Annotated in this window: 18 protein-coding genes; 6 read left to right on the forward strand and 12 right to left on the reverse strand. The window is 64.5% G+C overall.

The window, feature by feature from the left end; genetic code table 11:
- Window positions 1–6: 6 nt before the first annotated feature.
- Both tsaE and E5221_RS25470 read right to left on the reverse strand, forming a co-directional pair.
- Window positions 7–480: a tRNA (adenosine(37)-N6)-threonylcarbamoyltransferase complex ATPase subunit type 1 TsaE gene (gene tsaE, locus E5221_RS25465; protein ID WP_039612440.1), complete on the reverse strand. Its 474-nt coding sequence runs from the start codon at window positions 478–480 to the stop codon at window positions 7–9.
- Window positions 468–1328, reverse strand: coding sequence for an NAD(P)H-hydrate dehydratase (locus E5221_RS25470; protein WP_247846622.1), 861 nt, complete (start codon window positions 1326–1328; stop codon window positions 468–470). The genes tsaE and E5221_RS25470 overlap by 13 nt, the downstream gene beginning before the upstream one ends.
- A gap of 65 nt (window positions 1329–1393) precedes the next feature.
- On the opposite strand from E5221_RS25470, the gene queG reads away from it, so the two are divergent.
- A complete protein-coding gene (gene queG, locus E5221_RS25475; RefSeq protein ID WP_061550601.1) occupies window positions 1394–2458 on the forward strand; it encodes a tRNA epoxyqueuosine(34) reductase QueG in 1065 nt (354 codons plus the stop codon).
- A gap of 58 nt (window positions 2459–2516) precedes the next feature.
- On the opposite strand, the gene E5221_RS25480 is transcribed toward queG, so the two are convergent.
- Together E5221_RS25480 and orn are read right to left on the reverse strand one after the other, a co-directional pair.
- Window positions 2517–3128, reverse strand: coding sequence for a trimeric intracellular cation channel family protein (locus E5221_RS25480; protein ID WP_013974442.1), 612 nt, complete (start codon window positions 3126–3128; stop codon window positions 2517–2519).
- 100 nt (window positions 3129–3228) lie between these two features.
- The gene (gene orn, locus E5221_RS25485; protein ID WP_003258152.1) at window positions 3229–3771 is read right to left on the reverse strand and encodes an oligoribonuclease; all 543 of its coding nucleotides are present in this window, start codon (window positions 3769–3771) and stop codon (window positions 3229–3231) included.
- Between the two features lie 143 nt (window positions 3772–3914).
- Between orn and rsgA the strand changes: the two genes are divergently transcribed.
- Window positions 3915–4946: a small ribosomal subunit biogenesis GTPase RsgA gene (gene rsgA, locus E5221_RS25490; RefSeq protein WP_013974444.1), complete on the forward strand. Its 1032-nt coding sequence runs from the start codon at window positions 3915–3917 to the stop codon at window positions 4944–4946.
- Between the two features lie 174 nt (window positions 4947–5120).
- On the opposite strand, the gene motB is transcribed toward rsgA, so the two are convergent.
- Complete coding sequence (gene motB / locus E5221_RS25495) at window positions 5121–6134, reverse strand: flagellar motor protein MotB (protein WP_013974445.1); 1014 nt, start codon at window positions 6132–6134, stop codon at window positions 5121–5123.
- Window positions 6135–6137: 3 nt separating this feature from the next.
- Window positions 6138–6989, reverse strand: coding sequence for a flagellar motor stator protein MotA (gene motA, locus E5221_RS25500; RefSeq protein ID WP_015272014.1), 852 nt, complete (start codon window positions 6987–6989; stop codon window positions 6138–6140).
- Window positions 6990–7119: 130 nt separating this feature from the next.
- Between motA and E5221_RS25505 the strand changes: the two genes are divergently transcribed.
- From E5221_RS25505 to asd, 3 genes are read left to right on the forward strand one after another with little or no spacing between them, the layout of a single operon-like run.
- Window positions 7120–8655 carry an HDOD domain-containing protein gene (locus E5221_RS25505; protein ID WP_247846623.1) on the forward strand — a complete coding sequence of 512 codons (1536 nt, stop codon included), beginning with the start codon at window positions 7120–7122 and terminating at the stop codon, window positions 8653–8655.
- Between the two features lie 44 nt (window positions 8656–8699).
- Window positions 8700–9509, forward strand: coding sequence for a rhodanese-like domain-containing protein (locus E5221_RS25510; RefSeq protein WP_061550599.1), 810 nt, complete (start codon window positions 8700–8702; stop codon window positions 9507–9509).
- 9 nt (window positions 9510–9518) lie between these two features.
- Window positions 9519–10382 carry an archaetidylserine decarboxylase gene (gene asd / locus E5221_RS25515; RefSeq protein ID WP_013974449.1) on the forward strand — a complete coding sequence of 288 codons (864 nt, stop codon included), beginning with the start codon at window positions 9519–9521 and terminating at the stop codon, window positions 10380–10382.
- A 132-nt stretch (window positions 10383–10514) separates the two neighbouring features.
- On the opposite strand, the gene serB is transcribed toward asd, so the two are convergent.
- Entirely contained in the window at window positions 10515–11729 is a 1215-nt protein-coding gene (serB, locus tag E5221_RS25520; RefSeq protein WP_247846624.1) for a phosphoserine phosphatase SerB, read from the reverse strand.
- 135 nt (window positions 11730–11864) lie between these two features.
- Between serB and E5221_RS25525 the strand changes: the two genes are divergently transcribed.
- Complete coding sequence (locus E5221_RS25525) at window positions 11865–13319, forward strand: AhpA/YtjB family protein (RefSeq protein WP_015272017.1); 1455 nt, start codon at window positions 11865–11867, stop codon at window positions 13317–13319.
- A gap of 159 nt (window positions 13320–13478) precedes the next feature.
- Here E5221_RS25525 and E5221_RS25530 read toward each other — a convergent pair whose 3' ends face one another.
- The 5 genes from E5221_RS25530 to parE all read right to left on the reverse strand — a co-directional run bounded on the left by E5221_RS25530 (window position 13479) and on the right by parE (window position 20033).
- A complete protein-coding gene (locus E5221_RS25530; protein WP_031324184.1) occupies window positions 13479–14189 on the reverse strand; it encodes a PqiC family protein in 711 nt (236 codons plus the stop codon).
- A gap of 172 nt (window positions 14190–14361) precedes the next feature.
- Entirely contained in the window at window positions 14362–16620 is a 2259-nt protein-coding gene (parC, locus tag E5221_RS25535; protein WP_061550598.1) for a DNA topoisomerase IV subunit A, read from the reverse strand.
- A 10-nt stretch (window positions 16621–16630) separates the two neighbouring features.
- Window positions 16631–17149: a TIGR02281 family clan AA aspartic protease gene (locus E5221_RS25540; RefSeq protein WP_247846625.1), complete on the reverse strand. Its 519-nt coding sequence runs from the start codon at window positions 17147–17149 to the stop codon at window positions 16631–16633.
- Window positions 17146–18132 (reverse strand): esterase-like activity of phytase family protein, encoded by a 987-nt coding sequence (locus E5221_RS25545; RefSeq protein ID WP_247846626.1) that lies wholly within the window; start codon window positions 18130–18132, stop codon window positions 17146–17148. Before E5221_RS25545 ends, E5221_RS25540 begins: the two co-directional genes overlap by 4 nt.
- Entirely contained in the window at window positions 18129–20033 is a 1905-nt protein-coding gene (gene parE / locus E5221_RS25550; protein ID WP_015272020.1) for a DNA topoisomerase IV subunit B, read from the reverse strand. The genes E5221_RS25545 and parE overlap by 4 nt, the downstream gene beginning before the upstream one ends.
- Window positions 20034–20067: the final 34 nt, after the last annotated feature.

A 20067-nucleotide genomic window follows, 5' to 3' on the forward strand; every position in this document is an offset into this window, starting at 1 on the left:
CCCCACTTACTGTTTATAGTGTTCGGCCAGTGCCACGCACCAGGCCTCGCCGCGAGCCCCCTGCGGCGAAAGGTTCAGCGAGCGTCCGCCCGCTTGGGGGCTTATGGTAATGGTCAGGTCGGGCTTTGGCAAAACGCCCGCACCCTTTTGTGGCCACTCGAACAGGCACAGCGGGTCGCCCTCGAAATAGTCACGAATGCCCATGAACTCCAGCTCTTCCGGATCGACCAGGCGATACAGGTCAAAATGGAACGCCCGCACCTCACCGATCTCGTAAGGCTCGACTACGGTGAAGGTCGGACTTTTCACTGCACCAGTATGGCCCAGGCCACGAATCAGGCCACGCGACAGCGTGGTTTTGCCCGCGCCCAGGTCACCTTCCAGAAAAATCACGCCGTGACCGCTGGTCACCTCGGCCAGTTGTGCGCCGAATTTGACCGTGGCCGCTTCATCGGCCAGAAACAGGTTTAAGCCAGACACGCAGAATGCTCCTCCAACAACTCACGAATGACCGGCGCCAGATCGCTGGCAGCCAGGCCTCTACCTTTTACGCCCAGACGCTCGCCGGCACATGCGTGCAGCCATACCCCCAGCCCCGCGGCATGCCAGGCATCCAGGCCTTGGGCCAACAGCGCCGCCAGCACGCCGGTCAGCACATCGCCCAGGCCGGCACCGGCCATGGCCGGGTGGCCACGTTCGCACAACAGCAGTTGCCCGGCCGGGTCGGCTACCAGAGTGCCGGCCCCCTTGAGCACGCATACGCTGTTGTAACGCCGCGCCAGCTTGCGTGCAGCGCCCGGGCGATCCGCCTGTACAGCCTCGGTGGAAATGCCCAGCAGCCGCGCTGCCTCCCCTGGGTGCGGGGTAAGGATGCTGCCACTGGGCAGGGCCAGCGGGGTGCGCGCCAGCAAGTTCAGGGCATCGGCGTCCCACACCTGTGGGCGCTCGGTATTGGCCACCGCCGACAGCAGGCTGCGGCCCCAGGCTGCCTGGCCCAGGCCAGGGCCGACCACCAGCACCGAAGCGCGCTCCAGCACGCCCATCAGCTGGTTGGCCGAAGTGGCGCCCAGGCACATGACCTCGGGCAGGCGCGCCAGGCTGGCAGTCACGTGTTCAGGCCGGGTCGCCACGCTGACCAGCCCCGCGCCACAGCGCAGGGCGGCCTCGGCACTGAGCAGCACCGCGCCGCCGGTACCGAGGTCGCCACCGACCACCAGTACATGGCCGAAGTCGCCTTTATGGGCATGCGCATGCCGTGCCGGCAGGTGCGCGACAGTCACGCTGCTGAGCAATTGAGGGGTATGGCTGGGGTGTTTGGTCTGCGGCATGGGGTCAAAGGCTCCAATGTCTGGCAGAATTATACGCACCTGAGCCCGTATTGCCTTGCCCATCCATGTCCGCCTGTACGCCTGACCTCGCCCAACTGGCCCAATCCATCAAGATTTGGGGCCAAGAACTCGGTTTTGCCCATGTTGGCATCGCCGGGGTAGACCTTGGCGAACACGAACACCATTTGCAGCGCTGGCTCGACGCCGGCTACCAGGGCGAGATGGATTACCTGGGTGCCCACGGCAGCAAGCGTGCACACCCAGAGCAACTGATCCCTGGCACGGTACGCGTGGTATCGCTGCGCATGGACTACCTGCCGGGCGACACACAGATGGCGCAGCGCCTGGCACAGCCCGAAAAAGCCTACGTATCGCGCTACGCCCTGGGCCGGGATTACCACAAGCTGGTGCGCAAGCGCGTGCAGTTCCTGGCCGATCGCATTCAGGAAGCCATCGGCCCGTTCGGCTACCGCGCCTTCGTCGACAGCGCTCCTGTGCTGGAAAAGGCCCTGGCCGAGCAGGCCGGGCTGGGCTGGATCGGCAAGAACACCCTGCTGCTCAACCGCAAGGCGGGCAGTTATTTCTTCCTCGCCGAGCTTTTCGTCGACCTGCCGCTGCCGGTGGACGAAGCCACCACCAGCGAACATTGCGGGCGCTGCCAGGCCTGCCTGGACATCTGCCCGACCCAGGCCTTCGTCGGGCCGTACGTGCTGGATGCTCGGCGCTGCATCTCCTACCTGACCATCGAACTGCGGGGGCCGATCCCCGTCGAGTTGCGTTCGAAGATGGGCAACCGGGTGTTCGGTTGCGATGACTGCCAGATCGTCTGCCCGTGGAACCGCTTTGCCAGGCACAGCCAGGAGCAGGACTTCCAGCCACGACACGGGCTGGAGAATGCCGAGCTGGCGGAGATGTTCCTGTGGGATGAAAGGACCTTCCTGCGCAAGACCGAAGGCGGGCCATTGCGCCGGGCCGGGTATGAGCGCTGGTTGCGCAACCTGGCGGTGGGGCTTGGCAATGCGCCATCGACAATCCCGGTGATCGAAGCGCTGAAGGCGCGGCGCGAGGATGCCTCGGAGCTGGTAAGGGAGCATGTGGAGTGGGCGCTGGCGCAGCACGGCGTTCGATAGCGACCCAGCCCCAGAGCTTGCGCCGCTCCCACAGAGGCCATGTTGTGCCGGAACTGCGTTACTGCTGGTCGTTGTAGTGGAACTTGGGCATTTCCCAATGGAACCGAATCGCCAGCAGCCGCACCAGGAACCCGCCAAACAAGGTCAGCAGCATCGCCTGCTCCGCCGGCACCTTGAAATACACGCAGCCCAGGTAGAACCAAGCCGCGGCAAACGACACGCTGGCGTACAGCTCGCGGCGGAACACCAAGGGAATGTCGTTGCAGAAGATATCCCGCAGGATCCCGCCGAATACCCCGGTGATCACCCCGCTGATCGACGCCACCAGCATGCCCTGCCCCATCTCCAGCGCGGTCATGCAGCCGATCAGGGTAAAGGCCACCAGCCCCAGGGCATCGAGCACCAGGAACAGCGAGCGCAGGCGGCGCATCATCGGCGCGATGAAAATGGTCAGCAGCGCCGCACAGCTGGTCAGCACCAGATATTCAGGATGCTTCACCCAGGTCAGCGGGTAATGCCCGAGAAGCACGTCACGCACCGAGCCGCCACCCAGGGCGGTGACGCAGGCAATCAGCACCACGCCGAACCAGTCCATGCCGCGGCGGCCTGCAGACAATGCGCCGGTCATGGCTTCGGCGGTGATGGCGATGAGGTAGAGCATCAACAACATGGTGCGGGGTCCGTGCGGGCGTGCGAGAAAGGCGCGCAGTCTAACCAGTTGCCCATGGCACCAAAAGAGGGCGCAGATACAATATCTGCGCCTTTTCGGCTCACACCTTGATGAAGTGCTCGCGATAGTGGCGCAGTTCGGCGATCGATTCGCGGATGTCGTCCAGCGCCAGGTGGGTGTTGCCCTTCTTGAAGCTGTCGCGCACATCAGGTGCCCAGCGTGCAGCCAGTTCCTTCAGGGTCGAAACATCGAGATTGCGGTAATGGAAGTAGTTTTCCAGGTTGCGCATGTGTCGGTACAGGAAACGGCGGTCCTGGCAGATGCTGTTGCCACAGATCGGGGACTTGCCTTTCGGTACCCACTGCTCGAGGAAGGCAATGGTCTGCGCCTCGGCCTCGGCCATGCCGACCTTGCTCTCGCGAACGCGCTGGGTCAGGCCCGAAGCGCCATGGGTGCGGGTGTTCCACTCGTCCATGCGCGCCAGCACTTCGTCACTGTGGTGGATGGCAATCACCGGCCCTTCGGCCAGGGTGTTCAGTTCGCTATCAGTGACGATGGTGGCCATCTCGATGATGACGTCGCTGTCCGGATCCAGGCCGGTCATTTCCAGGTCGATCCAGATCAGGTTCTGTGGGTTTTGCATGCGGGGGCTCCTCGTATAGGCCGTCATAGTAGCGTAGTGGCCAAGGCACGCCCATTCACGGTGCGAAGGTAAGCCAAATGGTCCGGCGCCTGGCGTGCTAAACTGCCTGCCGTTTTCAACCTGCCCCCACGCACGGAACCTTCATGGCCAAACGCCAGCTCAATCGCCGCCAGAACTGGCGCATCGAAAAAATCCAGAACGAGCGCGCCGCGCGTGCGGCCAAACGCGAACAGCACGTGCTGCAGGAACTGGAGGGTGGCGACCTTGGGCCAGAGCAACTGGGCCTGGTGATTGCGCACTTCGGTGTGCAGGTAGAAGTGGAAGCCCAGGACGGCGAAGCCGCGGGCCAGGTGTTCCGTTGCCACTTGCGCGCCAACCTGCCGGCGCTGGTTACCGGCGACCGCGTGGTATGGCGGGCGGGCAACCAGGGCATTGGTGTGATCGTCGCGCAGATGCCGCGCAGCACCGAGCTGTGCCGGCCTAACAACCACGGCCAGCTGAAGCCGGTGGCGGCCAACGTCGACCTGATCGTGATCGTCTTTGCCCCCGCGCCCGAACCGCACCCCAACCTGATCGACCGTTACCTGGTGGCCGCGGAGCACGCTGGCATTCGCCCGCTGCTGCTGCTGAACAAGGCCGACCTGATCAACGAAGAGAACGGCCCGGGCCTGCATGCGCTGCTGGAGGTTTACCGCGAGCTCGGCTACCCGCTGCTCGAGGTCTCGGCACATCACGGTGACGGCATGCAACGCCTGCAGCAGATGCTCGACGGCCACATCAGCGTGTTCGTCGGCCAGTCGGGGGTGGGCAAGTCGTCGCTGGTCAACAGCCTGCTGCCGGAGGCCGGCACCCGTGTCGGCGACCTGTCGGAATGGTCTGGCCAGGGTACCCACACCACCACCACCGCGCGGCTGTACCACTTCCCCAATGGTGGCGACCTGATCGACTCACCGGGCATCCGCGAGTTCGGCTTGGGTCACGTCAGCCGCAGTGATGTGGAGGATGGTTTCATCGAGTTCCGCGACCTGTTCGGCACCTGCCGCTTCCGCGACTGCAAGCATGATCGCGAACCGGGCTGCGCGCTGCTCAAGGCGCTGGACGAGGGGCGTATAAAGCAGCAACGGATGAACAGCTACCGCTCGATCATTGCCAGTTTGCCGGAAGACGCTTACTGACCGCTTGCACCCCAGGTTCTGCACAAGACTCGAGGGCTACGCCAATCCTGTGGGAGCGGGCGTGCCCGCGAAGCAGGCACCTCGGTGGTTGGCACGGGCTTCGCCCGTGTTAGCGGGCAAGCCCGCTCCCACAGGGTACGCGCTGGCTTCAGCTACAGCGCGATCCTGCAAGGTTTACTGGTCCTTAGCCTCATCCATCTTCAGCGTCCCCTCTTCGAAGATGTTCAGCTTCTGGCGCAATTCACGCGGCTGCATGGGGGCCTGCCCGGCCTCCCCTGGCGCCGCCGGTGCCGCAGCGGCCGGCGGCGCGGGCTCGGCAGCCGGTGCTTCCGGCGCGCCCTGCTCGCCTTCGATATTGCGCTGGGCTTTTTTGGTCAGCACGATGATGTCGATGCGGCGGTTGACCGGGTTGAACGGGTCCTTGCGGTCGAACAGCGACGACGAGGCATAACCCACCACCCGCGCCACCTGGCCATCCGGGTAGCCGCCGGCCACCAGTGCACGGCGCGCGGCGTTGGCGCGGTTGGCCGACAATTCCCAGTTGCCGAACTCGCCACTGCCGGCATAGGGCTTGGCGTCGGTGTGGCCACTGATGCTGATCTTGTTCGGCACCGCCTTGATGGTGTCGGCCATCGCCAGCAGGATGTCCTCGAAGTACGGCTGCAGGCGCGCGCTGCCAATGTCGAACATCGGCCGGTTCTCGGCGTCCATGATCTGGATGCGCAGGCCGTCCTGGGTGATCTCGAACAGGATCTGGTCCTTGAACTTCTGCAGTTGCGGGTTCTCTTCCACCTTGTTCTGCAGTTCCTGCAGCAGCAACTCCAGGCGCTCACGCTCGACCTGCTCGGCCATGGTCTCCACCTGGTCCTTGTCCAGCTGAATGCTGGTATCAGGCGTCGGCTCCGACTTGGCTTCGGGGTTGATGGTCTTTTCCGGCGCCAGCTGAGGCGAGCCGCCCAGGTCGATGACGTAGGGCGTTCCGCTTTCCGAGAAGCCGATCGGGTCCTTGAAGTAGCCGGCAATGGCGATCTTCTGTTCCGGGGTGGCCGTGGACAACAGCCACAGCACCAGGAAGAACGCCATCATCGCCGTGGCGAAGTCGGCGAAGGCGATTTTCCAGGCGCCGCCGTGGTGGCCGCCGCCAAAGCGCTTGACGCGCTTGACGATGATGGGCTGATTGTTCTCCATGACTCAGCGACCGCGAACCGCTTGTTCCAGTTCGGCGAAGCTTGGGCGGTGCTTGGGGTACAGCACCTTGCGCCCGAACTCGACCGCCAGCGAAGGCGGCATGCCCGAGGCCGAGGCCACCAGCGAAGCCTTGATCGATTCGTAGAGGTTCAGCTCTTCCTTGGCATCGTGCTCCAGGCACTTGGCCAACGGGCCGAAGAAGCCGTAGGCCGCCAGAATACCGAAGAAGGTACCCACCAGCGCCGCACCCACATGGAGGCCGATGGAGGCCTGGTCGCCATCGCCGAGCGAGGCCATGGTCACCACGATACCCAGTACCGCCGCAACGATACCGAAGCCGGGCATGCCGTCGGCGATGCCGGTCACCGCATGGGACGGGTGCTCCAGTTCTTCCTTCATGCTCAGCAGTTCCATGTCGAACAGGCCCTCGAGTTCGTGCGGGGCCATGTTGCCGGTGGACATAATGCGCAGATAGTCGCAGACGAACGCGGTCATGCGCTCATCGGCCAGCACCGTCGGGTACTTGGCGAAGATCGGGCTGGCGGCGGCATCCTCGATATCGGCCTCGATGGCCATCATGCCTTCGCGCCGGCTCTTGTTGAGAATTTCGTACACCAGGCCCAGCACTTCCAGGTAGAAGGCGTGAGTGAAGCGCGAGCCGAACATCTTCATCGACTTCTTGATGACGTGCATGGTCATGTGGCCAGGGTTGGCCTGCAGGAATGCACCAAAGGCCGCACCGCCGATGATCAGTACTTCGAACGGCTGGATCAGTGCCGCGATCTTGCCGTGGGAAAGCACGTATCCGCCGAGCACGCTCGCGAATACGACGATGATGCCGATAATTTTAGCCATAGGTTCAAAGCACTTGCTGTCGTGGTCAGGGGAAGAGACGGGAGCTTTAAAACTCTTCTTCTACTTATCGGCAGAACTGCGCCAGACTATAGCCACTCAATGCGAAAAGCCAGTTCGGACTGATGTCAAAATGCCAATTGAAACCAAGGTGCCCGCTCAGGCTCCACGTACGCTAGAGGCCTGGGTAAAGCTGCTCGAGAGTGTTCGCATCCCCGTGCCGAAGCACAGCTACGACCGGGTCATGGCCGCCATCCACGATAGCCGCCGCTCGCTGCGCGATATCGCCGAACTGATGCAGGATAGCCCGGCACTGGTGCTGTCGGTGATGCGCGAAGCCAATCACCCCACCAATGCCAGCCTGGCCGAGCCCGCCGAAAGCCTGGAAGTCGCCCTCAACCGCCTGGGCCTGGAGCGCAGCGAACAGCTGCTCAAGCGCCTGCCAGCAGTGCCCGTCGAAGAGATCCCGCCGGTACTGTGCCAGTTCCAGCTGATCAGCCAGCACGCCTCGCAGCAGGCCAACGGCCTGTTCGCCAGCCGCCTGGCACGGCTGTGGCAGGAAATCCACTGGGGCAGCCTGTTGTTCCTGTCGCCACTCTGGCCGCTGGCGCTGGCCTACCCCAAGCTGCTCGATACCTGGGAGCTGCGGGTTATCCACAAGGGCGAAGACGCCGCCCATGTCGAGGAAGAACTGTTTGGCGTGCGCATCATGGAGCTGTGCCAGACCATGGCGGAGTACTGGCGCCTGCCACAATGGGTGACCCAGGGTTACCGCCTGCTGCTGGAAGAGCGCGAACAACTGGCCCAGGTGCTCAGTATCGCCCGCGACCCGGACCTGCTCAGCCAGCAACACCGCCTGGACGCCGAGCCTGGCCTGCGCCGCTGGTTCAACCAGCCGGCCAACACCGTGCTGCTGGCAAACAACCTGGCCCTGGCGGCACAAGTGGGCTGGGACAACCCGCACCTGTTGCGCTGGCAGCTGCTGACCGCACTGTACCTGCAGACCTCGCTGGACGACGTGCAGCAGCAGGTGCACCAGCAGGCTGCGGCCAGCGCCCGCCGCCATGCCCAGCATGCCTTGTTCCACCCGGCCGAAGCGCTGATCTGGCCCTGGCACCAGCGCCGTCCGCACCCAGACATGCTGGCTCCGCCACCTCCCACAAGCGACGAACTGGCGCGCTGGCGCAAGCTGTGCCAAGACCTTCTGGCCCAGCCCAGCCCGTTCACCAACAGCGTGCACCTGGCCACGCAGGTTATCGAGGCCCTTCTGGCCTCTGGCATGCAGCGGATACTGCTGCTGAGCCTGGACAAGGCCAACGACCAGCTGCGCGTGCAGCAGATGGCCGGCCTGCCCAAGGAAGCCGGGGCGCTGGTACTGCCGGTGGCGCAGAACAAACTGCTGCAAAAGCTGCTGGCCAAGGCCGGGCAATTGCGTATCACCCCGGAAAACCACAGCCAGTTCTCGGCCCTGCTGCCGGCCCCGCTGCGTGCCCTGTTCCGCAGCGAGCACGTGCTGCTACGCTCGCTGGCGGTGACGGACCAGGTGCTGATGCTGATGGTGGCAGACCAAGGCTGCCGGCCGCTGGCCGATATCAGCGTGCAAGCCTTCGGCAAGACCGCACAGTGCACCGAACGGGCGCTATCGGTGTTTGCCAACCGCAAGGCCTGAGCCTTGCGCTACAATCGCCCCTCTTTCCACACTGGAGACCGTGGATGACTGACTTTTCCGGCCTGCCCCTGGTGATCGAAGCCGCGGACCTGCTGCCGCGCCTGGATTCGCCACAGCTGATCCTGGTCGACCTGAGCAGCGCCAACCGCTATGTCAGCGGGCATATCCCCGGCGCACGCTTTGTCGAAGGCAAGCGTACTCAGCTCGGCCAGCCGCCTGCGCCCGGCTTGCTGCCGGCCCAGGCCGATCTGGAGAAGCTGTTCAGTGAACTCGGCCACCGCGAGGATGCGGTGTATGTGGTGTACGACGATGAAGGTGGCGGCTGGGCCGGGCGCTTCATCTGGCTGCTCGATGTGATCGGGCACAAGCGCTATCACTACCTGAACGGCGGCATCCAGGCTTGGCCGGCCGACAAGCTCTCCACCGAAGCGCCCGCCAGAGCTAATTCCCCCGTGCAGCTGCGCATCGACACGGCACCCACAGCCACCCGAGAGTACCTGCAAAGCCGCCTGGGCGCGGAAGATCTGGTCATCTGGGATGCTCGTGGCCCGCAGGAATTCCGCGGCGAGAAAGTACTGGCAGCCAGGGGCGGCCACATTCCCGGCGCGATCAACTTCGAGTGGACGTCCGGCATGGACCTCAATGACCACCTGCGCATACGCACGGACATCGCCGAAGTTCTGCAGAAACTGGGCATCACTCCTGACAAGGAAGTCATTACCCACTGCCAATCCCACCGTCGCTCCGGTTTCACCTACCTGGTGGCCAAGGCCCTCGGCTATCCACGGGTCAAGGCCTACGCCGGCTCGTGGAGCGAATGGGGCAACCACCCGGACACGCCTGTAGAAGTCTAAGGAACCTGCATGAAATCCCGTTTGTTCATCATCAGCCAGTACCTGCTGCCGCACCACTTGCTGTCGCGGCTGGCCGGCTGCATAGCCGAGTGCCGCGTGCGCTGGTTCAAGAATGCCTTCACCGCCTGGTTCGCCAAGCGTTACCAGGTCAACATGAGCGAAGCGCTGGTCGAGGACCTGAGCGCCTACGAGCACTTCAATGCATTCTTCACCCGCGCCCTGAAGCCGGGTGCCCGCCCGCTGGACGAGACCCCGGGCGCCATCCTGTGCCCCGCCGACGGTGCCGTCAGCCAGCTTGGCCCGATCGAGCACGGCCGCATTTTCCAGGCCAAGGGCCACGGTTTCAGCGCGCAGGAGCTGCTGGGCGGTGACCCGGCCATGGCCGCGCCGTTCATGGGCGGCGAGTTCGCCACCATCTACCTGTCGCCCAAGGACTACCACCGCGTGCACATGCCGCTGGCCGGTACCCTGCGTGAAATGGTCTACGTGCCGGGCCGCCTGTTCTCGGTCAACCAGACCACCGCAGAGAACGTCCCCGAGCTGTTCGCCCGCAACGAGCGCGTGGTCTGCCTGTTCGATACCGAGCGCGGGCCGATGGCCGTGGTGCTGGTGGGCGCGATGATCGTCGCTTCGATCGAAACCGTATGGGCCGGGCTGGTGACGCCACCCAAGCGTGAACTGAAGACCTTCCGCTACGACGAAGCCAGCCGCGCGCCGATCCACCTGGAGAAAGGTGCCGAACTAGGCCGCTTCAAGCTGGGGTCGACTGCTATCGTGCTGTTCGGGCCGGAGCAGGTGAAGTGGGCGGAGAACCTGGGGGCTGGTTCCGCGGTGCGCATGGGCCAGCAGTTGGCGGCGCCTGTGCAGGCTTGATTGCCTGATGGAACCTGGGTCCGCTTTGCGGCCCTTTCGCGACACAAGGCCGCTCCCACAGGAGATATGCGATTCCCTGTAGGAGCGGCCTTGTGTCGCGAAAGGGCTGCGAAGCAGCCCCAAATTTGCAGATCAGCCGCGCGCGTCGCGGTCACGCAGGCCCAGCAGATACAACACCCCATCCAGCCCCAGGGTAGAAATCGCCTGCTTGGCCGACTGGCGCACCAGCGGCTTGGCGCGGAACGCCACGCCCAGGCCGGCCAGCGACAACATCGGCAGGTCGTTGGCACCGTCACCAACGGCAATGGTCTGCTCCATCTGCAAGCCTTCTTCGCTGGCCAGCTTCTGCAGCAGCTCGGCCTTGCGCTGGGCATCGACGATCGGCTCCACAGCCACGCCGGTCACCTTGCCATCGACCACTTCCAGCTCGTTGGCGAACACATAGTCGATGCCCAGGCGCGCCTGCACCTGGCGGGCAAAGTAAGTGAAGCCACCGGACAGGATCGCGGTCTTGTAACCCAGGCGCTTGAGCTCGGCAAACAGGTTCTCGGCACCTTCAGTCAGACGCAGCGTCGCCCCGATCTCATCCAACACGCCCACATCCAGGCCCTTGAGCAGCGCCATGCGCTCCTTGAAGCTGGCGCGGAAGTCCAGCTCGCCGCGCATGGCGCGCTCGGTGATGGCGGCAACCTGCTCACCCACGCCAGCGGCCTTTGCCAGTTCGTCGATGACCTCGGCTTCGATCAGCGTCGAGTCCATGTCGAAGACCGCCAGGCGACGGTTGCGGCGGAACAGGTCGTCCTTCTGGAAGGCAATGTCGATGCTCAGCTCTTCGGCCAGGGCGAAGAAGTCGGCACGCAGAGCCTCGGCATCGCTCGGCACGCCGCGCACAGAGATCTCGATGGCCGCCTTGCCCTTGTCGGTCTCGGCATCCAGCGCCACACGGGCCGACAGGCGCTCGATGCGCTCGATGGTCAGGCCGTACCGGCTGATCACCGCACTCACCCGCTGCAGTTGCTCTGGAGTGATCTTGCGGCTGAGCAAGGTGACGATGTGGCGCGCCTCGCCCTGGCCATCGGCCCAGTGCTGGTAGTCCGCCTCGGAAATCGGCGTGTAGCGGGCCTGCAGGTTCAGTTCGTGGGCCTTGGCCTGCACGCTCTGCAGCAGGGAGGTGGCCACTTCGTTGTCCGGGATATCGACCAGGATGCCGAACGACAAGGTACCGTGCATGACTGCCAGGCCAATGTCGAGGATGCTCACACCGCCCTGCAGCAGGACGCCGGTGATAGCCGCAGTGAGACCGGGACGGTCCTCACCGGTGATGTTGATCAGGACGATTTCGCGCACAACCTGGCTCCGACTTCGATGAAAAATGCGCATTCTACCGATTTTCCGTGACCGTCGGGCGCCAACGATACTTTGCCGACAAAACCCGGCTCGCTATACTGCCCCACACTTTCATGCCATTAAGAGCCGAGCTCAGTGAACCGGCCCACGCCCGTCAAAGCAGACAACTTCTTCCTGATGATCTATCGCGCCCTGAGTCAACGTCGCGTGCCGCTGGCACTACGCATCGCCTGCACCAACATTTTCCTGGTGGCGCTGGCGTTGGTGATCTACGCCTGCGTGATGGGCCTGCAGTTCAAGCAGGCCATGCACGAGCAGGCCGATGCCCTGGGCCAGAGCCTGACCACCCAGACCGCCACCTCGGCGACCGAGTTGCTGGTGGCCAACGACATCCTCAGCCTCAACGTTCTGCTCGGCAACCTGGTGAAAAACCCACTGGTGGCCCATGCGGCGATCTACAGCGTGGACAACCGCATCCTCGCGGAAGCCGGCCAGCGCCCGCGCAACAGCCTGCTGGGCGAGGCCGAAGGCCTGTACCAGACCAAGATCACCTTCCAGGACGTGACCGCCGGGCAACTGCGCATCAGCCTGGACATGAGCCAGTTCCAGCAGCCGATGCTGATCAGTCTGCAGAGCATGGGCATCCTTGCCGCCATCCTGCTGGTGCTGGCGCTGACCCTGAGCCTGCGCCAGGGCCGCTTCATCACCCTGCCGTTGCTGCAGCTGCGGGTGTGGCTGCGCGACCCGCAACCCTATACCCCGGCCACCGACCGCCAGGACGAGATCGGCGACATCGCCCGCCAGCTGCACGCGCGCCTGGCCCCGCCGCCGCCACCTGAGCCGGAGCCCGAAGAAGAAGACGAGCAGTTCGACGACCTGCACGATGCTGCCCCGGCAGCCAAGGTCGCACCGCGCGCCAAGCTTGCCGCCCAGGCGGACGAGGATGACGATGAAGCCTTCGCCGGCCTGCTGGACGACGAAAGCGCGCCCAAGGCCGCCGTGGTCGAATCCGACGAGCCGCAGTACAGCGCCGTGCTTGCCGTGCAACTGGGCTCGCAGGAGCAGCTGCGTCGCCTGCCGCGCACGCGCCTGACCGAACTGACCGAGCGCTACCGCGATTGCCTGGAACATGCCGCCTCACTCTACGACGGTGAAACTCACACGCTCAACGACGGCAGCACCCTGGTGCTGTTCCACAGCCGCGACTGCGGCGAGGACTACCTGACCAACGCCATCTGCTGCGGCGAGCTGTTGCGCGCCTTGGGCCATGCCCTGCAGATCGAGGTAGCGGACAGCGGCATTACCCTGCAGCTGCAGCTGGGCCTTGCCCTGGGTAACGACCTGCAAGGGCTGGAGCTGGTAGACCTGCTGATGGCCGAAAAGGCCCAGGACGCTCTGGCACTGTCGCAGCACAGTCGCAACTTGTTGCTGGTAGAACGGCAGATCAGCGATGACACGCTGATTCGCCAGCGCGCCCGCATTCGCCCGATTGCCAGCCCCGAGGGTGCCTGCTGCGTGGAGCGCCTGATGGAACCCTACCCGTCGATGCTGGAGCGTCAGCTGGCGCGGATGCACGAACGCCGGGCCTGATACCGGGCTGGCTTCTTCGCGGGTAAACCCGCTCCCACAGGGCCTGCACCAACCTGTGGGAGCGGGTTTACCCGCGAAGAGGCCAGCACAGACAGTACAAAAACAGCAGATACGAAAAAGCCCGCAATGATGCGGGCTTTTTCGTATCTGGCAGTTGGATCAGAACCGGTAGACTTCCATATCGGTTCGAATCGGCGCAGCCATCGGGATCTTGGATTTCTCAGGCGTCTTCTTCACCTGCACCGGAGCAGCCGATTTTTTAGGCGACTCTTCGGCAATCGCCGGCTGGTTAGCCAGAGGCTTGACCGCTGTGCTCAGCTGTTCGGCCAGTTTCTGAAGCAACTGGCCCTGGGCCTGCACCTGCGACGCCTCGCTGCCCGCGTGTGGCTGTTCGAGGTGAACGATGCGGTTGTCACGCACATGGCCACGGCGGTCCAACAGGCGCCACTGGGCATCCAGGACGGCCGGCTGGTCCTTGCCCGAGTCCAGGCGAGTGATCGACAGCAGCACTTGTACATCCGGGTTGAACCCGGCAGCCGCCGGGGCCAGCACCACGCGCTGGCTGTCCAGGCGCCAGGCGAGCTGGCGCACCAGCAGCTGGTCGATATCCGACGAAAGGCTGCCGGCCCAACGACCGTCGGTCGCCGAACTCAGGCTGCCATCGGCCTGACGCTGCAGGAACGTCTCACGTTGCAGGTAATCGGCAACCGATACCGGGCCGAGCACCACGGCCATGCCCGCACTCTGCGAAGGCTGGCCAGGATCACCACTGTCGAGCTGGTACAGGGCAACCGGCTGGTGCATGGTGCACCCGCCAAGGCCCAGCAGGCCAGTCATCAACAGCGCAAATGGAAGGCGCAGAAATTTCATCATCCCATCCAGGCGGTCGCCAAAAGGCCAACCGCAGTGATACACATAAATTCAAACGGGCACACGGCCACGCCGGCACCGCAAGGGCCATATCATCCGCGAAATAACCGTCCGACTCCAGCATTTCTGCCCGGAACGACGCTGAAATTGCCGCTCCAGACATTTCAACCGCTTACGCCGGCACTTCAACCTGCAACCCATCGACCCGCTGGAACCCGCGTGGCAGCTTGCTGCCGCGCCGTCCGCGCTCGCCCTTGTAATGCTCCAGGTCGTCCGCTTTCAGAGATAGGGTACGCTTGCCGGCTTGCAATACAAGCGTCGCGCCATCTGCAATCACGGCCAGATCGGTAACAAATTCTTCACGGCTCGCCACCCGGTCGCCCGGCACCCCGATAATCTTGTTGCCCTTGCCTTTGCCCAACTGAGGGAGGTCGCTGACCTTGAATACCAGCAGACGGCCTTCGGTGGTAACCGCCGCCAGCCAGTCCTGCTCGCGGTTGGCCACCGGGCGCGGGGTCATGACCTTGGCACCGTTGGGCAGGCTGAGCAAGCCCTTGCCGGCCTTGTTCTTGGCCTGCAGGTCTTCACCCTTGACCACGAAGCCATAGCCGGCGTCCGAAGCCACCACGTACAGCGCATCGTCGTCCGGCAACAGCACGCACTCGAAGGTGGCCCCCGGTGGGGGCGTCAGGCGGCCGGTCAGCGGTTCGCCCTGACCACGCGCCGACGGCAGGCTGTGAGCGGCCAGCGAGTAGCTGCGGCCAGTGGAGTCGATAAGCACGGCAAATTGGTTGGAGCGCCCGGCGGCTGCGGCCTTGAAGCCATCGCCGGCCTTGTACGACAGGCCGGTGGCATCAATGTCGTGGCCCTTGGCGCAGCGCACCCAGCCCTTCTCCGACAGCACAACGGTAACCGGCTCGGTCGGCATCAGCTCGTTTTCCGACAGCGCCTTGGCCTCGGCACGCTCGACGATCGGCGAGCGGCGGTCGTCGCCATAGGTTTCAGCATCCTTGATCAGCTCGCTGCGTACCAGCTTGCGCAGCTTGGCATCGCTGCCCAGCAGGGCGAGCAGCTTGGCCTGCTCCTTCAGCAATTCATCCTGCTCGCCGCGGATCTTCATCTCTTCCAGGCGTGCCAGCTGCCGCAGGCGGGTCTCGAGAATGTAGTCGGCCTGGATTTCGGTCAGGTCGAAACGGGCGATCAGGGCCTGCTTGGGCTGGTCTTCGGTACGGATGATGTGGATAACTTCATCCAGGTTGAGGAACGCGGTCAGCAAGCCTTCCAACAGGTGCAGGCGCTTCTCCACCTTGTCCAGGCGGTGCTGCAGGCGGCGACGGACGGTAGCGGTACGGAACTCCAGCCATTCCAGCAGCAGCGCTCGCAGGTTCTTCAGCTGTGGCCGCCCGTCCAGGCCGATGATGTTGACGTTGACCCGGTAGCTGCTCTCCAGGTCGGTCGTGGCAAACAGGTGCTGCATCAGCTCATCGGTATCCACACGGTTGGAGCGCGGGATGATGACGATGCGGCACGGGTTCTCGTGGTCCGACTCGTCACGCAGGTCGGCGACCATAGGCAGCTTCTTGGCCTGCATCTGCGCAGCGATCTGCTCCAGCACCTTGGCCCCGGAGACCTGGTGCGGCAGCGCGGTGACGACGATGTCGCCATCCTCGACGCGGTAGACGGCGCGCATACGGATGGAGCCGCGACCGCTTTCGTACATCTTGAGGATTTCTGCCCGCGGCGTGACGATCTCGGCCTCGGTCGGGTAGTCCGGCCCCTGGATGTGCTCGCACAGCTGCTCGATGGTGGCCTTGGGCTCGTCGAGCAGGCGCACACAGGCCGTGGCCACTTCACGCAGGTTGTGCGGCGGTACGTCAGTGGCCATGCCAACGGCGATACCAGTGGTGCCGTTGAGCAGGATGTTGGGCAGGCGCGCAGGCAGCACGGCCGGCTCCTGCAGGGTGCCGTCGAAGTTGGGCACCCAGTCCACGGTGCCCTGGCCGACTTCGCTGAGCAGCACTTCGGCGTAGCGCGAAAGACGCGCTTCGGTATAACGCATGGCGGCGAACGACTTCGGATCGTCTGGCGCACCCCAGTTGCCCTGGCCGTCGACCAGGGTATAGCGGTAGCTGAACGGCTGGGCCATCAGCACCATGGCCTCGTAGCAGGCCGAGTCGCCGTGGGGGTGGAACTTGCCGAGCACGTCACCGACGGTACGCGCCGACTTCTTGTGCTTGGCATCGGCATCGAGCCCCAACTCGCTCATGGCGTAGACGATGCGTCGCTGCACCGGCTTCAGGCCATCGCCGATGTGCGGCAAGGCGCGGTCCATGATCACGTACATGGAGTAGTTGAGGTAGGCCTGTTCGGTGAAGTCAGCCAGCGAGCGGCGTTCTACGCCATCCAGGCTGAGTTCCAGTGAGTCGCTCATGCGGGCCTCGTCATTTCAGGTTCTGGCGCAGCAGCATGGTGCCGCCGCGCTGGGTAAATTCAAGTTGTTTCAGGGCACTCATGCCCAGCAATACGGTCTGCCCGTCCAGGCCCGGCACCACGATGGCGCGCACGTCCTGCAGGCGGATATCCCCCAGCTGCAGGCTGGTCAGGCGCGTGCGGTAGCCTTCGGTACGGCCGTTGGCGGTACTGAGCTGCACCGGGCTGCCACGCTCCAGGCCCAGCTCGCGGCCCAGCGCCTCGGGGATGGCCACGTCGGTAGCACCTGTGTCGAGCATGAAATGCACCCTCTGGCCGTTGATTGCGCCATCCATCACGAAGTGGCCCTGCCCGTTGCCCAGCAGGCGCACCTCGATAAAGCCTTCGCCATGCGTCGACTGCACCTGGGCATTGGGGTTGCGCTGGCTGTCTTCCCATTGGCCGAAAAAACGCGTGGCAAGGAACAGCGCCGCCGCCCAGGCGACGATCATCAATACCTTGCCAGCCCGCTTGCCCGGTGCCTGGCTCATGGCTTGGCGCTCCATCCGCCTTCCGGCGCATCGAAGCGCCAGACGATCGGGCGTGCTTCGCCATCAGCGCGGGCGCCGTTGTTGTTGTCCACGCCTATCCAGGCGCCCTTGGCATCGATCACCAGAGCCTCGGCCAGACCGAACGGCTGCTGGTAGCGACGCGACTCGACCAGGGCATCGGCAGCGAACGACCAGCAGCGCTCGACCATGCCGCTGTCGGTATCCCGACGACAGACGCGGTAGGCATTGCGTTCGAGAGTGAACAGCTTGCCTTCGAACCAGGCCAGGTCGGCGAAGTCGCGCGACAGTGCCTGGGCATTGGGCATCTGTGCCGGTTGCATTTCGACCCCTGCCTCGCTCAGCAACACGCAGCTGCGGCCGCAGGTCCACACCGACTGCTGGCGCTCGATGGCCACCAGGCCACGGCGCTCGCGCTCGGCGGCCAGCCACAGGCGGTCACCCGCCGGGTTGATCGCCAGGCCTTCGAACAAGGCGTTGAAGTTCAGCAGCATGCCGCTGGCCCGGGCCTGACGAACCATGGCCGGGTCGATCTTCAACCAGTCCGCCTCGCCTTCCTGCGGCAGTTGCAGCACAGCGGCATGAGCTTCGCTGACCAGGTACAGGTTGCCCGCCTGGTCACAGCTGATGCCTTCGAAATCCAGCTCGCCACCACGAATATACGACGCCGCCCAGTTGCGCGACTTCAGGCCCCACGGCAAGCCACTTTCCGGCACCGCTGGCGGGGTGAAGGTGAGCGGCTGCGCGCGCCAGGTCGGGTTTTGCTGGTCAAAGCGGTAGATGCGGTCGTCGTCGCGGTCGGATACGCCCCACAGCGCGCCCCGGCATTCCACCAGGCCAGACAGGTTGCCACCGCGCATGCCTTCGATCGGGTGCTCGGCGCTCAGCTTCAACTCTGGCCAGTTGCCCGCCAGGCTCGGCAGGGCAACCAGCGCCAGGCAGGCAGCCAGAAGCCGCCGAATCAAACCATGACCTCGGCCAGGTTGCCCTTGGTTTCCAGCCAGCTCTTGCGGTCGCCCGCGCGCTTCTTGGCCAGCAGCTTGTCCATCAGCTCGCAGGTGGCCTGCACGTCGTCCAGGGTCAGTTGCACCAGGCGCCGGGTATTCGGGTCCATGGTGGTCTCGCGCAGCTGTGGCGGGTTCATCTCGCCCAGGCCCTTGAAGCGGGTGACCTGTGGCTTGCCGCGCTTCTTCTCGGCAACTAGACGATCGAGGATACCGTCACGCTCGGCCTCGTCGAGGGCGTAGTAGATTTCCTTGCCCAGGTCGATGCGGTACAGCGGCGGCATGGCCACGTACACATGCCCGGCCTCGACCAGGGCGCGGAAGTGCTGGACAAACAGTGCGCACAGCAGCGTGGCGATGTGCAGGCCGTCGGAGTCGGCGTCGGCGAGGATGCAGATCTTGCCGTAGCGCAGCTGCGCAAGGTCGGTGGCCCCCGGGTCGACGCCAATGGCCACGGCGATGTTGTGCACTTCCTGGCTGGCCAGGACTTCGCCACCGTCCACTTCCCAAGTGTTGAGGATCTTGCCACGCAGCGGCAGGATCGCCTGGAATTCCTTGTCGCGAGCCTGCTTGGCCGAGCCACCGGCCGAGTCACCCTCGACCAGGAACAGTTCGGCGCGCATCGGGTCCTGGCCGGCGCAATCGGCCAGTTTGCCGGGAAGTGCCGGGCCCTGGGTTATGCGCTTGCGCTCGACCTTCTTGCTGGCCTTCAGGCGGCGCCCGGCGTTGCTGATGGCCAGCTCCGCCAGTTGCATGCCCAGCTCGGGGTGGGCGTTGAGCCACAGGCTGAACGCGTCCTTGACCACGCCGGAAACGAAGGCAGCCGCCTCGCGCGACGACAGGCGCTCCTTGGTCTGCCCGGAGAACTGCGGGTCCTGCATCTTCATCGACAGCACGAAGGTGATGCGCTCCCAGACGTCTTCCGGCGCCAGCTTCACACCGCGCGGCAGCAGGTTGCGGAACTCGCAGAATTCACGCATGGCATCCAGCAGGCCCTGGCGCAGGCCGTTGACATGAGTGCCGCCCTGGGCGGTAGGGATCAGGTTGACGTAGCTTTCCTGGATGCTGTCGCCGCCTTCGGGCAGCCACAGCAAGGCCCAGTCCACCGCTTCCTTGTTACCGGCCAGGCTGCCGCAGAACGGCTCGTCGGGCAGGCGCTGGAACTCGTTTACCGAGTCGACCAGGTAGGAGCGCAGGCCGTCCTCGTAGTGCCATTCGACCTTCTCGCCGCTGGCCTTGTCCTCGAAGCTGACCAGCAGGCCCGGGCACAGCACGGCCTTGGCCTTGAGCACATGCTTGAGGCGGCTGATGGAGAACTTCGGCGAATCGAAGTACTTGGGGTCGGGGCTGAAGTACACGCTGGTACCGGTGTTGCGCTTGCCGACCGAGCCGACCACTTCCAGCTCGCTGGCCTTGAAGCCATCGGCGAAAGTCATCTGGTATTCGTTGCCGTCACGTTTTACGCGCACGCGCACCTGGGTCGACAGGGCGTTGACCACAGAGATGCCCACGCCGTGAAGGCCACCGGAGAACTGATAGTTCTTGTTGGAGAACTTGCCGCCGGCGTGCAGCTTGGTGAGGATCAGCTCGACCCCGGACACGCCCTCTTCCGGGTGGATGTCCACCGGCATGCCGCGGCCATCGTCGCTGACTTCCAGCGAGTGGTCGGCATGGAGGATGACCTGCACCGAACGGGCGTGACCGGCCAGGGCTTCGTCGACACTGTTGTCGATGACTTCCTGGGCCAGGTGGTTGGGGCGGCTGGTATCGGTGTACATGCCCGGCCGCTTGCGGACCGGGTCAAGGCCCGAGAGGACTTCGATGGCGTCTGCGTTATAGGCGCTAGCGCTGGGAGTGGCCATAGGGTCTCGTCGTCAGTCTGGTGAATGCAAAAAA

Source organism: Pseudomonas sp. A2, from assembly GCF_023100865.1.
Taxonomy (GTDB): domain Bacteria; phylum Pseudomonadota; class Gammaproteobacteria; order Pseudomonadales; family Pseudomonadaceae; genus Aquipseudomonas; species Aquipseudomonas asiatica.